This window comes from Alteromonas sp. ABV4_515 (assembly GCF_056160345.1).
In genome coordinates, this window is the sequence record NZ_JBSWWZ010000005.1 from 357,352 (window position 1) to 369,688 (window position 12,337).

Sequence of the window (12,337 nt, forward strand, 5' to 3'; positions counted from 1 at the left end):
ATTTTCACTCCACACACACCAACGCTTTTGATAGCTTCATAAAGATGGCAATTATGCTGCTAAATCAACAGATTAATTAATGTTAATTCAACTTTACAATGGCCCATTTTGTGCAACTTATGATTGTATTTGGTTAATTATTACGTTAGGAGTTTACAGTGTCATCAGTCGCCATTCCCTCTGAAAAATTAGCTGACCTAATAAAGGTATTGCAGAGCGGGATCCGTTTTTATAAAGAAGGCATTAAAGCGGTTAAATGCGACGATACAAGAGAAATGTTTACACGTATTCTGACAGAAAAAGAGCAAGCTTGTGCTGAGTTACGCCGGCACTGCTCTGGTGTGAAAAATACAGGCTCCAACTTTATCGTTGACGCTAGAAATGTATACACTCGACTCATTAGCCGTGTGACTTCACATAGCGACCAGATGTTTACCGAGCAACTGGCATCTATGGAACGAAGAATACTGCATTATTTTGATGATGTGTTAAAAGAGCAACTGCCACAACATATCGCGCAGTTGCTTCGTAAAATCCGCACTCGGTTATTGCAGTGCTATGACGAGCTTCAGTTAATAAAGGCTACGCGAAAAAAGTTTATTCGCAATCAAGCTTAATTGATTCAATGCTGCCAGGCGATTAGCCCCGCTTACTCTTTAATATTGATGGTGTTTGCCCGTTCTACCCAATCTAAATCGCGGGTCTGTTCATCTAGCGTTCCCTTTGCATCTTCCAGGAATACCTGGCAAAAATAGTCGACACTTTTAAAAGTTTCACGGTACTTTCTTAATTGAATTTCCATTTCGTGCATTGCATTAGAAAACTCCGAGTTCGACTTCGATAATTCATAATCACACTTGAGATACGCGCACAAGACGTCTGCAGCTTTTGCCAGTGCCACATGAATATCTTCTTTGTCTTGTTCGATTAAAGGCTGATACCTTTCTCTAAGCGGTTCAGGTAAGGTTTGCAGAAGCATCGCTTCAAAACGTCGCTCTAGTTTCTTTATCGCTGCTGTCGTTTCCGGATCATGATATTTAACAGGGCTAGGAATATCGCTCATGCCGGCTATTTCACTGCCTTCATGGAAAATTGCCATACTCGCTACGCGATCTGGTTCTACAGCTTCGTTAAACACATCTTTCGCTATGGCGCCAAGCATATGGGCCACCACTGCCGCTTCATAGATGTGTGTAGAAAGCATCTCTTCTTGAAACTGTGCCATTAACGGCCATCGCTTCACGTTTCTTGCTCGCTGCATAAGGCCAATAAATGCTGAATGATGTTTTGTCATGATGCTCTACTTAAATGAATGCCATTGAATAAATGTATGTTGTTACAACTGCTAGTTTATCAAGCTCACCAAGTGATGCTAGTCGCATAAGGAATTGATGTGTAAAAAATGCAGATAAGTTGTAACTCTTTGCCAGCAGTTTTATGAACACGCTAGCAGGAACAAATTAACTATATGATAAATAATAACTTTTAACCTTGGCACAATACCAGCATCAATCAATACGAACTTAACGAAAGTTAAACGAACTTTACGAAGAGCAATATGAGGAAATTATTATGCTAGGTTGGGCAGTTACATTTTTCATTATCGCCATTATTGCAGCAGTTTTTGGCTTCGGTGGCATTGCTGGTGCAGCATCAGGCATTGCTCAATTTCTATTCTTTGTATTTGTCGCGCTGCTGGTGATTTCACTAATCGCCAATGCACTACGCGGTAAATCACCTAGAGTATAATTTAATTGGAACAAGGAGAAAGGACGATGAAATACTATAAGTTATTTTTGAAAGCGATGTTAGTAGCAGGTTTTGCATTTACTTTGGCCGCTTGTGGCGACGGTGAAGCAGAAAACGCAGGCGAAGAACTGGACGAAGTGATGACTGACGCTGGTAACGCTGTTGAAGACGCCTGTGAAGACGTGAAAGAAGGCGCTGACGCTAAAGATACCGATTGCTAATACCAATCGATACAATGAAACCAGGCTACATGCCTGGTTTTTTTGCGCCTGAATTAGTACATGAGCAACACATTAGATGCACTATGCGTAGCTAGAATTTTGTGCTCACAGTGTCGGCAAACAACACTAACAGACTTCCAGATGATGAAATAGAAAATCAATAAATGCACGAATTCGATTCGGTAACATTCCTCCCTGACCAACATACACGCCATAGATATCCTCGGTAGCGTTAGGTGTATAGTCTTCGAGAATGGGAATGAGTTTCCCTGCTTTTATATCCTCTTCCACCTGAAAATAAGCGAGCCTGCCGATACCAAGACCAGATAGCAAAAGATGTCGCAAAGCATCGCCATCACTCACTTTTACATTGCCTTGTGGAGCAATTAACACCTCCTTCCCAGCAACGATAAAAGGCCATTCTCGTGCTGCCCGCGCAAATGTGAAGTCCAGACAATTGTGAATTTTCAACTCTTTTGGCGTTGTAGGACAGCCTTTAGCATTCACGTAATGGGGTGAGCAAACTACAACCATTTTTGCTGTTCCAAGTTTCTTTGAAATGAGATTGGAGTCTGCTAACTTACCTGTTCTGATAGCAACATCGACACTTTCTTCAAGTACATTAATCACTTTATCTGATAGCTCCAGATGAAGGCTAATTTCAGGGTACGTGGCTAAAAACTGTGGAATTAGCGGCAAAATATATTTTTTACCAAAAGGTATATTGCAATTAACGCGTATTTTGCCTGATGGTTTTTTTTGCTGACCCACTAATCGCTCGGCATCATTTAATGCTGCAATGATTTCCATTCCTTGTTCGTAGAACACACACCCTTCACTTGTTAATGAAAGCTGTCTCGTTGAACGATTAAATAGTCTGGCTCCCAATCGTCGCTCTAACTTCGAGATCGTTTTGCTGATGGCGGAAGGCGTATTATCTAGAAAACGGGCTGCAGAAGAAAAACTGCCAAGTTCAACAACTTTTATAAAAGTTTCCAATTCCGCTGAACGGTTGGCATCATTTTTAGCCACTGTAATATTGCCCCTACCTTGTGAATTAAAGGCACAAATAATATTCCTTATTGATTATTTTTCAAACTTAAATTTTATTCGATACTTTCTGCATTCAAACCAACTGGAATGTATCAATGAGAAATATACTTTCATATCAATTAACTGCATCTGTCATCGCCGGACTTATTTTAAACCCAGTAATGGCGAATAGTTTCCACGATTCATTTACTACGTCGTGGACTTCCAGCCCGCAGGCTGTATGGAACGACGGTTTCATTTTCCCTACCAACATACCTAAATCAATTGAAGATCAAACGGTGAAACAAGCTATCAGGTTAAGTCTTGGTGGTGATTCTTTTAAAATCGAAATGTCGAATGCCTATGGAAAAACGCCGGTAAAATTAGGAAGCGTAACAGTTGGATTGTCTGAAAATGCTACAGATGTCTACACCGTTAAACAGCATATTTTAGTTACATTCGGCGGGTCTAAAGAAGCGATAATTCCTGCAGGAGCAACACTTCTGAGTGACGACATATCATTCGAATTACCGTCATTGGCAAATGTCGTGGTCTCTGCCTATCTACCAGAAAAGACAGCGCTGGAAACATTCCACTGGGATGGACGGCAGACTAATTATATCTTGCACGGTGACCAAACTCAGACATCCACTCTAAGTGCTAATCATATCGAAACAACTGCCCGTTTATTTGTCAGTAGTCTCTTTGTGAGTAAGAGATATGAGCGCGGTGCCATCGCTGTTATTGGAGATTCTATTACAGATGGTGCCACTGCTGGCCTCGACAACAACACACGCTGGACCGATTTTCTTGCAGAGCGACTGTGCAAACAAGGCATTGCAGTTTTCAATGCCGGAATATCCGGTGGACGATTGTTATCTGACGGGATGGGCAGCAGTGCTTTAGGTCGGTTAGATCGAGACGTATTATCGAAGCCTGGTGTTTCGAGCTTAATAGTCTTATTGGGTATTAATGATATTGCCTGGCCAGGTACACGCTTTGCGCCACATAGCGATAGACCAGACCTCGACAGATTAATAGAAGGGTATACCCAATTAGCTGAGCAGGCACAAAACCAGGGAATAAAAATCTTTGCCTCTACACTCCCTCCATTCGAAGGGGCATTGCCCAACACGCCTCTCGACAACTATTACAAAGAAGAAAAAAACGCGCTTCGCTTGGCTCTTAATGATTGGATCAAACGTGCTGATGTATTCGATGGTGTTATCGACATGGAAAAAATACTCCAATCACCAGAGCACCCAAACAGGTTGAATCCGAAGTTTGATTCTGGCGATCACCTCCACCCCAGTGTTGAAGGGAATAGAGCCATGGCTTATGGATTCGATACAGCAATCTTCTCAAAGTGAATAACTGCCTCAACCCAAATGGGAGCAAAAAACTAATGCTTTTTTCAAAATATCAATTAAATGAAAGAGAACTGACCAACCGCATCGTTATGCCACCCATGACAAGAGCAAGAGCTGCTAGCGGAAATGTTGCCACACCACTTATGGCTGAGTATTACGCGCAACGAGCGTCGGCGGGCCTGATCATTTCGGAAGGCACGCAAATAAGCCAACAAGGTCAGGGATATGCTTGGACCCCGGGCATTTTTACAAATGATCAAGTTGAAGGTTGGAAAGTTGTAACAGATGCGGTACATCAATCCGGTGGCGTGATATACGCGCAACTCTGGCATGTAGGCCGGGTATCTCATCGTTCTCTTCAACCAGGTAATTCCGCCCCCATTAGCTCTTCTGCTTTAATCGCAGAGGGGGTAAATGTGTTCATTGATCCTATGAATCATGGCCCAGATGAAGGAAGTGGTGAGATGGTTCAACATTCTGAACCCAGGGCAATGGAAATAGAAGACATCAAAAGGGTAATTGAAGAATTTAGACAGGCTGCGAGAAATGCAAGTTCAGCGGGTTTCGATGGCATTGAGCTGCATGGTGCGAACGGGTACTTAATTAATCAGTTTATCGATTCCGAAGCCAACTTGCGGCAAGACGCTTACGGCGGAAGTCTGAGTAACCGACTTAGGTTTTTAAGTGAGATAGTACAAGCTGTTAAAGAGGAAATACCTGCCCAGAAGATTGGCGTTCGTCTCTCCCCATTAACCACGCTTCAAGGTACGGTCGACAACACGCCAGAGTCTACCTATCTCGCTGTTGCCTCTCTACTGCAAGAATTAAAGGTGGGATATATTCATATTGCAGAAGCCGATTGGGAAGATGCGCCAAAGATGCCAGTTGCTTTTAAGGAAGCCATCCGCATAATATTTAAAGGAACGTTAATATATTCAGGACAATATGATTTGCTCAAAGCTCAGCAAGCCATTCAAAATAACTGGGCAGATTTGATTGGTTTTGGTCGTCCTTTTATCGCAAATCCCGATCTTCCCATGAAACTTGCAAAGGGCCTACCTTTGACAATTCCCAGCAAAGCACATTTTTTTGGTGGCAATCATATAGGCTACACAGATTACGAAACTGCCGCTTCAAGCACCAATATGCTTTGAAAAAGAAAACCACTATCACATGGTATCTTCCAGAGCCTGCAGCCAACTCCCCTGCTGTCGCATAGCGTTTTCGTCGAGCAGTTGGCTGCGTATCAGATAATTCAGAAAGCCGATTTTGTCGTTAGTAAGTTGCCGATAATCAAAATAGGGTGTAACGATGAGGTTTCGTTGTCGACAAACGGCAAAATCAGCGCTTACCCAGTTCATACGCTGTGTCAGATTAAGTTGGCCAGCATAGGTTTTTCCCATCACAATGTTTAGGTGTTGCGGATTAAACGCAGTGGGCGGTGCGAACCATAAGGCCGTATCGCCTTGGGCTGTGAGTAACTGTTCGTCTCGATACGTTTGCCATGTTGTTGCTTTTGAAATAGCCAAGCCTTTACACAAACTAAACATCCATTTTGCATAGACATTAAATACCTTTCGCCAACCGTTTCCACATTCTGCGTTAATACCATTAATAATATGAATATCGATAGGTGTAATGACGCCTGCTTCCCCGGCCAGGTCAAACGCGGGACGATTTGCCATATAAACTTGCACCGGCCCATGAACATTACCAACACCATCAGGTCCGCATATCTGCATTTAACACTCCAAAATAAAAAAGGCACACCGGAAAAGGTGTGCCTATTATTGCATAGCATTATTGTGGAGGTGTTAGCTATTCAGTCTTGGCGGATTTACGATTGCCAACGAAGCGATTGAGCAAAGCCGGCAATAAAGTTAAATCGGTGAACAAAGCAAACAGCATAGCCAGTGCGGTGAGCAGTCCGAAATACACGCTAGGCAGAAAATCGGAAAACCCGAAAAGTGAAAATCCCGTGGCAATGATCACTGAAGTGAACAGAATTGCTAACCCTGAATGTCCGAATGCAGACTCACTGCCCGCTGCAGCGGTCTTGCCATCAGACGATTTCATGCCCTGCAGATAACTGTGTAAAAAATGGATGGTATCGTCTACCGCTATGCCCATCGCAATAGCCGCTATGGTAATGGTCATTATATCAAGCGAAATGCCTGCCCAACCAATTACCCCAAGAATGCCTAATGTTGTTAGCACGTTTGGCAACAATGCGATTAGAGTAACTTTTAACGAACGGAATATCGCAAATAGCACCACCGCCAAAACCGCATACACAATACCCAGTGTTTTTATCTGCGAATCAAATAAACGACTGAGGATATCTTGATAAAGCACAAACAAACTGGTGAGTTGATATTGGTCTTTTTCCAAACCGACAGCTTGTAAGTCGCTATTTAACTGATCCATAAATTGTTGGCGATTCAGGCCTTCTGTGGTGTCCTGAATGCGCGTGGAAATACGAAATGTATTGTCCGCTTCAGAAAAATACGCACCCACTAACTGATTCACCACTTTTTCGTCCAGCAAGACATAGATGGTATTAAGCTCGTACTCCGTTAACGGTCGTCCGCCGTTTAGTTGCTTTGCTAATTCAGTGAAATTCACAACAGAGGTAACGCTTCCGGTCGCTTCAAACGCTTTTATCGCCGCTTGCACTAATTGCAATTGCGCTACCGTATTCGCATTCAGCACCACTTCTCCGTCAGCACTCTCGTCATCAAGCTTTAACACAATATCGAGTGCTGTTGAGCCCCCAAATTCGCGATCAATAAATGCCAGTTCCTGGTAAATTTGCGTGTCGGTGTCGAAATAGTTAATGAAAGAATTTTCAACGTTAAGGCGACTGATCCCCAGAGCCGCAACAACAAACACCGCCAGCACAGCTGCACTTACCGCCAACGGTGCTTTTAATGACAACTTACGGGTAGCAGCAAGAAAACCGGTAATAAAACGGTACTCGGTAGTCTCTTTACTGGCAGGCAGGAAAGACAGTAACGCCGGGAACAATAATAAGCTCACCGCCATGGTAATGAGCATCGACATCAGCATCATCCAACCAAATGCGACCACCGGTTGCAGGCCGGAAAAGATCAGCGAGCCGAAACCCACAGACGTTGTCAGTGTTGCGTAAAAACAAGGTGATAGTTTGTCCTCGAGGGTGGCAATAATACGCTGCCGCTGACTGAAGTCAGGGTTATCACGACTGATTTCTCGGTAGCTCCCGATGATATGAATCATGACGGCCAACGTAAGAATTAGCTGCAACGCGACAAAGTTGGCTGATATCACCGTTGTGCGCATATCTAGAAACCCGAATAGGCTCATGGTAAGAAACACGCTCACGGAGCAAGATAACAGTGGGAAAAACACCCACTTAAAAGAGCGATATAACAGCGCCAACAATAAAATAATTACCGCAGCGATGGCACTACCAAACGTCGTGAGATCAGACTTGATGATATCAATGAGATGCTGGCCTACCACGTAAGCGCCACCTAAATACGTGTTCGCTCTAGTGGCAACCGATTGGGTAATTTCCTCTATCTGTGCGATTTCTTGCTTTCGGGTTTCGGTAAGCTGCTGGCGGATGGGATCGGCCTGTTGCTGCAGCGATGCGATGCGGGCGTTATCTTCTTCACTGAGCGCTTCGCCATTTAGCACCTTCTTCTGAATATTGGTAATTTCGTTGTTAATACGCACCAATTCAGGATTATCTTTGAACACGATTTGCATGCCCGTGGCGGTGCCCTGGCGATTAACTAACAAATCGGTAAAGATGGGATGACCCACAATCAACTGCTTCATTTGCGCCGGAGAATAGCGTTGATTTTCCCAGGTAAGGGAATCCACACTGGTGTCGCCGGTTAATGCATTCGTATCGTTGATCAGTGGCACATTGATAATCGATGTTACCGCTTCTACGCGGTCAATTTGTTTGATACGTTCTGACAACATTTCAATGTCATCAAAAGTCTGACGGCTGAAGAGTTCATGCCCCTTGGGCTGATAAGCCAGTAATATGAACTCTTGAGGATTAAACGTTTGGTCTGCCACCTGCGTTTGAATGTATAGCTTATTGTCTTTTACCAGCAAGGTATCGGCAGACGCATCAATACGGAACTGTTTAATATAAAAACCCAGTCCCGCTAGCGCAATAACAAATGCAACAAGAATAAACCAGCGTGCACTGATGATTCCACGTGCGAGTTTACTCGTTATTTTGCTGTTCGCTGTCGCTGAGTTCGAAGAGTTCATCGCGTCGCTGTCCCTGAATATATTGATTACGGAAGTAGATGTAAGGATCGTCAGCCTGGTCGTAGAGCTGCTGATAGATATCAGACTGCTCAGAAAAATCGTCCAGACCATCGAACATTCTCAGTTGATAACGCTCGGGAGGATCCGCAATATAATTAACAGGATGAACAAACCCTTCAGTAAGGGTAGAGAATGCGCCTCGGGTATCACTTGGGCCAAGGATCGGGATAACCAAATAGGGTCCGGACGTGATGTCGTAATCTTGCAAAGTATTGGCAATAGTCTGTTTTTGTGGTGCGATGTCGAACCACGCTTCAGCGGGGTCGAACAATCCTAATAACCCGATGGTGGAATTAATCAGAAAACGACCAAGATTAGAACCAGCGTGGCTAAACTCGCCAGAAACAGTATTGTTTACGAGGTTAAGAGGCTCTCGTAGATTATCAAAAGCATTGCCTATTTTATCTCGGACAACACCTGGCACGACAAATTTGTAGCCATCGGAAAGGGGAATAAGTACGTAGCGATAGGAAACATTATTAAAGCTGAACATGGCACGATTAAACCCTTCCCATGGGTCGTTATAAACCGGTTCACTGCCCTGCTCTGTGCCTGGCTGGCCGCCATCTCCAATCGCAACCACCGTGGGCTCTACTTCGAGTGGTCCCTGGCTTGTTTGTACTGTAACCTTCTCGCCTCGCGCCAGTTCAGATGCAAGTTCAGGCTCCTTAGGAGCCTGAACGGAATTATTTTCTGCGGTAGATTTTGCAGTATTTTGTGGTGCTGATGCACAGCCCCCAAGGACTAAAAAACAGAGAGCTAACGCGCTCGACTTAGATACTTGCATAGGTACCACTTTCCTTCCTCTCGTGGTGTATCATTATATTTTGGGCACGTTCCAGAGCTTCATCCCTGTTGTAATCCCAATCATTCTCTTCATAACTACGTGCTTGCTTGAGATAATGCTCAATTCTTGATTTTCGAATTTGATGAATACGATTTTGCGGGTCAAATTCCAGCTCGTTATAAAGAGCTTCAACGTGCGTTAAATCGCCTGAAGGCTGAGACATGGGTTGCGTTTCGCCGAGCCAGGAAGATATTTGTTTTCCTGAGCCTAGTGCTACAAGGCTGGTTGTTAATAACACTGTCATTACTGCAATTTTTAAGTAATTCATGTTTATCACCATCTTGGTTAAGCGAAACTTTGCCTGGAAGGTTAATCAAGTCCGGAACGTTAAAAATCAATTACTTACCAACCACCTGCGCTTCTGCTCCGAGAGCCGGGCTCACTCTTCCCACTTTTTTATCGGCTTTATCGTAACGATCGAACCAGTTAAAAACCGGCTGCGAATGGATAAAACGCTCGAAAGACGTTTCTGGAAGTGGGCGATGCTTGGTTTTTAAAAATTTCATACAAATCCTTTTAATAGGGTATTAGTAAACTTACACACCTTCATACTTCCAATTTTCAGGCCAGATTAGAGTGAATGGGTTAGAAAGGCTTTAGCCAGGCTAAAAAAATGGTTTCACCAGTTGAATAAATGCAATTAAAATCAATTTAATCAATGACTTGAAACAACCACAATGGATAGCACTTTTTTACTAGAAAAAGCTAATATCGGGTAGTTCAGCATTGTAAAAGAATGCCAACTTTAGACTTATGGATAGTTTTTACCTGAGGCAGGAAAGATTTTCACAGCATGCTACTTGCCTACACAAAGCGCTGAAAGCCAAGATCGAAAACGCCCGGTGCGTATCACCGGGCGTTTGTTTGGGAGTAACGACTCCGACTAGCTTAACACTGGCTTGTTATTCAGAAGCCATTGCTTTTTGAGGCTCAACCACTTTCAGGTTGTCTTCCACATCTGTTACATCAGACGCATTTTTGGCAATCTCAACCGCCAAGTCGCGCTCAGCGTCTGAATCGACCGTACCTGTAAGCGTAACATTACCAGCCTTCACATCTACGTCGATGTCGAATCCTGAAATGTCTGTGTCCATTAGCAGACGGGTTTTAATCACTGTCGCTATTTTTGCGTCGGTGAGTTTATCCATGGCTGCTTCACCATCCATGTCGTCATTATCGACATCAGCATCGTCGTGGTCCGCTAGAATGGTCAGCTGGTTGTCCACATCGGTCACACCGTCAATGTTGGCGACAAGTTCTTCAGCAAGCTTTTTATCTACCGAATTCTCCACCTTACCGGTAAGCACAACTTTGCCGTTCTGCACGTCGGTATTAATGTCGAAAGAATTCAGGTTTCCGTTAAACAACAATGTTGCTTCAGCTTTGCCATCAATCCAGGCATCTTTAGCACCTTCTTCCCACTTATTCGAAGAGTCCATAGTGCCTGCAAATGCAGATGTCGTTAATGTACCAGCAACTAACAGTGAAAGAATTGTACGTTTCATAATTTTGCTCTCCTTAATTATCAAGCACATTAGCTGATGCCAACTTCATACCAACAAAATAAAATACTGATTTAAAAAGCTTTCTAAAAAATATACACATTTTGACGTGCCACAACTTGCAATTTTTTCGCAACTTTAGGAATGTTTTACTTTATGTTTACAAATTAACCGTATTGATCGAATCAACGCAGATTGCACTATAGATATCGAACTTTTTCTATCTCTGAGTGAATGGACTTGCCATGACTACTGTGATGATTATCCTGTCAGTGCTGTTTATGCTTACAGCCCTCATTCCCCATCTTCCAGGGCAACACTGGTTAATTCGGGTCTGGGAGTTTCCTCGTTTACAACAGGCATTTGTTCTGGCCGTACTGAGTCTCTTTTGGTGCTTTTGGTATGTAGATGAACCGGTCTTGGCTGCTTGGATGCAAGCTGGTTGTGTCATTGCGTTTGCTTATCAACTTTTCTGGGTCATTCCCTATACCCCTTTGTGGCCTACAGAAGTTAACCAATATCGCGGTAATGACGACACACAGACCATTTCTATTCTTACCAGCAATGTACTGATGCCAAACGATAACTATCAAGCGCTCATTGATTTAGTGGATCAGCATCAACCCGACATTCTGGTCACACTGGAAAGTAACGCTGCCTGGGAAGCAGCACTGGAAGTTTTGCATGATGACTACCCTCACCGGCTTTTCTGTCCATTGGAAAACCTCTATGGAATGCACTTATATAGCCGCAAACTATTTAGTAATGAGAAAATTCGATTCATCATCGAGGGCGACGTGCCGTCTATGGAGATTTGGACAACGATAAATCAACAAGATGTGAAAATTCATTTTGTTCATCCGAAGCCACCCAGCCCGACGGAAAACAAATCGGCGGAGCCACGGGATCGAGAACTTACCGTGGTAGGTAAAGAAATGGCAAAGCTAGATGCCCCCGCCATTGTTACCGGCGATCTTAATGATGTTGCTTGGTCTCCGACTACTCGGGACTTCCGTAAAATCAGCGGAATGTCTGATCCCCGCCGTGGCCGAGGATTTTTCAATACCTTCCATGCCGATTATCCGCCTCTGCGCTGGCCGCTGGATCACGTTTTTCATTCATCCCATTTTGAACTCGTCCACATAAAACGCATGCCAAGCATAGGCTCGGACCATTTTCCGCTTTTAACTACGTTAAGATTAAAACCTTGAGTTTGCATGCGAACAATCGGATCGTGATTTAGATATAAAAAAACCCGCGAGCAAGTCGCGGGTTTTGTTT

Annotated in this window: 14 protein-coding genes; 6 read left to right on the forward strand and 8 right to left on the reverse strand. The window is 43.7% G+C overall.

The window, feature by feature from the left end:
• Positions 1-158 precede the first annotated feature (158 nt).
• Complete coding sequence (locus tag ACXAGX_RS13765; protein WP_474819465.1) at positions 159-617, forward strand: DUF2383 domain-containing protein; 459 nt, start codon at positions 159-161, stop codon at positions 615-617.
• 32 nt (positions 618-649) lie between these two features.
• Here the strand turns inward: ACXAGX_RS13765 and yfbR are convergent, their stop codons facing one another.
• Positions 650-1,294 carry a 5'-deoxynucleotidase gene (gene yfbR / locus ACXAGX_RS13770; protein ID WP_474819461.1) on the reverse strand — a complete coding sequence of 215 codons (645 nt, stop codon included), beginning with the start codon at positions 1,292-1,294 and terminating at the stop codon, positions 650-652.
• A 278-nt stretch (positions 1,295-1,572) separates the two neighbouring features.
• On the opposite strand from yfbR, the gene ACXAGX_RS13775 reads away from it, so the two are divergent.
• Complete coding sequence (locus tag ACXAGX_RS13775) at positions 1,573-1,749, forward strand: DUF1328 domain-containing protein (protein WP_070125299.1); 177 nt, start codon at positions 1,573-1,575, stop codon at positions 1,747-1,749.
• Between the two features lie 26 nt (positions 1,750-1,775).
• The gene (locus ACXAGX_RS13780; protein ID WP_070125300.1) at positions 1,776-1,970 is read left to right on the forward strand and encodes a hypothetical protein; all 195 of its coding nucleotides are present in this window, start codon (positions 1,776-1,778) and stop codon (positions 1,968-1,970) included.
• A 126-nt stretch (positions 1,971-2,096) separates the two neighbouring features.
• Here ACXAGX_RS13780 and ACXAGX_RS13785 read toward each other — a convergent pair whose 3' ends face one another.
• Positions 2,097-3,002 carry a LysR substrate-binding domain-containing protein gene (locus ACXAGX_RS13785; protein WP_474819458.1) on the reverse strand — a complete coding sequence of 302 codons (906 nt, stop codon included), beginning with the start codon at positions 3,000-3,002 and terminating at the stop codon, positions 2,097-2,099.
• A 116-nt stretch (positions 3,003-3,118) separates the two neighbouring features.
• Here ACXAGX_RS13785 and ACXAGX_RS13790 point away from each other — a divergent pair, with 116 nt between their 5' ends.
• Both ACXAGX_RS13790 and ACXAGX_RS13795 read left to right on the forward strand, forming a co-directional pair.
• Positions 3,119-4,372, forward strand: coding sequence for an SGNH/GDSL hydrolase family protein (locus ACXAGX_RS13790; protein ID WP_474838991.1), 1,254 nt, complete (start codon positions 3,119-3,121; stop codon positions 4,370-4,372).
• A 35-nt stretch (positions 4,373-4,407) separates the two neighbouring features.
• On the forward strand, positions 4,408-5,526 hold the full coding sequence (locus tag ACXAGX_RS13795) for an alkene reductase (protein WP_474838992.1): 1,119 nt from the start codon (positions 4,408-4,410) through the stop codon (positions 5,524-5,526).
• Positions 5,527-5,541: 15 nt separating this feature from the next.
• Here ACXAGX_RS13795 and ACXAGX_RS13800 read toward each other — a convergent pair whose 3' ends face one another.
• The 6 genes from ACXAGX_RS13800 to ACXAGX_RS13825 form a co-directional block, all read right to left on the reverse strand.
• Positions 5,542-6,114, reverse strand: coding sequence for a DUF6942 family protein (locus ACXAGX_RS13800; protein ID WP_474838994.1), 573 nt, complete (start codon positions 6,112-6,114; stop codon positions 5,542-5,544).
• 76 nt (positions 6,115-6,190) lie between these two features.
• Positions 6,191-8,647 carry an efflux RND transporter permease subunit gene (locus ACXAGX_RS13805; protein ID WP_474838996.1) on the reverse strand — a complete coding sequence of 819 codons (2,457 nt, stop codon included), beginning with the start codon at positions 8,645-8,647 and terminating at the stop codon, positions 6,191-6,193.
• Complete coding sequence (locus tag ACXAGX_RS13810; protein ID WP_474819439.1) at positions 8,601-9,494, reverse strand: MlaA family lipoprotein; 894 nt, start codon at positions 9,492-9,494, stop codon at positions 8,601-8,603. The genes ACXAGX_RS13805 and ACXAGX_RS13810 overlap by 47 nt, the downstream gene beginning before the upstream one ends.
• Positions 9,481-9,822 (reverse strand): hypothetical protein, encoded by a 342-nt coding sequence (locus ACXAGX_RS13815; protein ID WP_474838998.1) that lies wholly within the window; start codon positions 9,820-9,822, stop codon positions 9,481-9,483. Before ACXAGX_RS13815 ends, ACXAGX_RS13810 begins: the two co-directional genes overlap by 14 nt.
• Before the next feature lie 70 nt (positions 9,823-9,892).
• Positions 9,893-10,060 carry a hypothetical protein gene (locus ACXAGX_RS13820; RefSeq protein WP_474819434.1) on the reverse strand — a complete coding sequence of 56 codons (168 nt, stop codon included), beginning with the start codon at positions 10,058-10,060 and terminating at the stop codon, positions 9,893-9,895.
• Positions 10,061-10,456: 396 nt separating this feature from the next.
• Positions 10,457-11,059: a BON domain-containing protein gene (locus tag ACXAGX_RS13825; protein ID WP_474819430.1), complete on the reverse strand. Its 603-nt coding sequence runs from the start codon at positions 11,057-11,059 to the stop codon at positions 10,457-10,459.
• A gap of 242 nt (positions 11,060-11,301) precedes the next feature.
• On the opposite strand from ACXAGX_RS13825, the gene ACXAGX_RS13830 reads away from it, so the two are divergent.
• Positions 11,302-12,267: an endonuclease/exonuclease/phosphatase family protein gene (locus ACXAGX_RS13830; protein WP_474819427.1), complete on the forward strand. Its 966-nt coding sequence runs from the start codon at positions 11,302-11,304 to the stop codon at positions 12,265-12,267.
• The last annotated feature ends 70 nt before the right edge of the window (positions 12,268-12,337 follow it).

What these genes read in the sequence shown, in the direction of transcription:
- yfbR (WP_474819461.1), bottom strand. Translation starts at nt 1,294, where the DNA reads ATGACAAAACATCATTCAGCATTTATTGGCCTTATGCAGCGAGCAAGA.
- ACXAGX_RS13775 (WP_070125299.1), top strand. Translation starts at nt 1,573, where the DNA reads ATGCTAGGTTGGGCAGTTACATTTTTCATTATCGCCATTATTGCAGCA.
- ACXAGX_RS13780 (WP_070125300.1), top strand. Translation starts at nt 1,776, where the DNA reads ATGAAATACTATAAGTTATTTTTGAAAGCGATGTTAGTAGCAGGTTTT.
- ACXAGX_RS13790 (WP_474838991.1), top strand. Translation starts at nt 3,119, where the DNA reads ATGAGAAATATACTTTCATATCAATTAACTGCATCTGTCATCGCCGGA.
- ACXAGX_RS13795 (WP_474838992.1), top strand. Translation starts at nt 4,408, where the DNA reads ATGCTTTTTTCAAAATATCAATTAAATGAAAGAGAACTGACCAACCGC.
- ACXAGX_RS13800 (WP_474838994.1), bottom strand. Translation starts at nt 6,114, where the DNA reads ATGCAGATATGCGGACCTGATGGTGTTGGTAATGTTCATGGGCCGGTG.
- ACXAGX_RS13805 (WP_474838996.1), bottom strand. Translation starts at nt 8,647, where the DNA reads ATGAACTCTTCGAACTCAGCGACAGCGAACAGCAAAATAACGAGTAAA.
- ACXAGX_RS13810 (WP_474819439.1), bottom strand. Translation starts at nt 9,494, where the DNA reads ATGCAAGTATCTAAGTCGAGCGCGTTAGCTCTCTGTTTTTTAGTCCTT.
- ACXAGX_RS13815 (WP_474838998.1), bottom strand. Translation starts at nt 9,822, where the DNA reads ATGAATTACTTAAAAATTGCAGTAATGACAGTGTTATTAACAACCAGC.
- ACXAGX_RS13820 (WP_474819434.1), bottom strand. Translation starts at nt 10,060, where the DNA reads ATGAAATTTTTAAAAACCAAGCATCGCCCACTTCCAGAAACGTCTTTC.
- ACXAGX_RS13825 (WP_474819430.1), bottom strand. Translation starts at nt 11,059, where the DNA reads ATGAAACGTACAATTCTTTCACTGTTAGTTGCTGGTACATTAACGACA.
- ACXAGX_RS13830 (WP_474819427.1), top strand. Translation starts at nt 11,302, where the DNA reads ATGACTACTGTGATGATTATCCTGTCAGTGCTGTTTATGCTTACAGCC.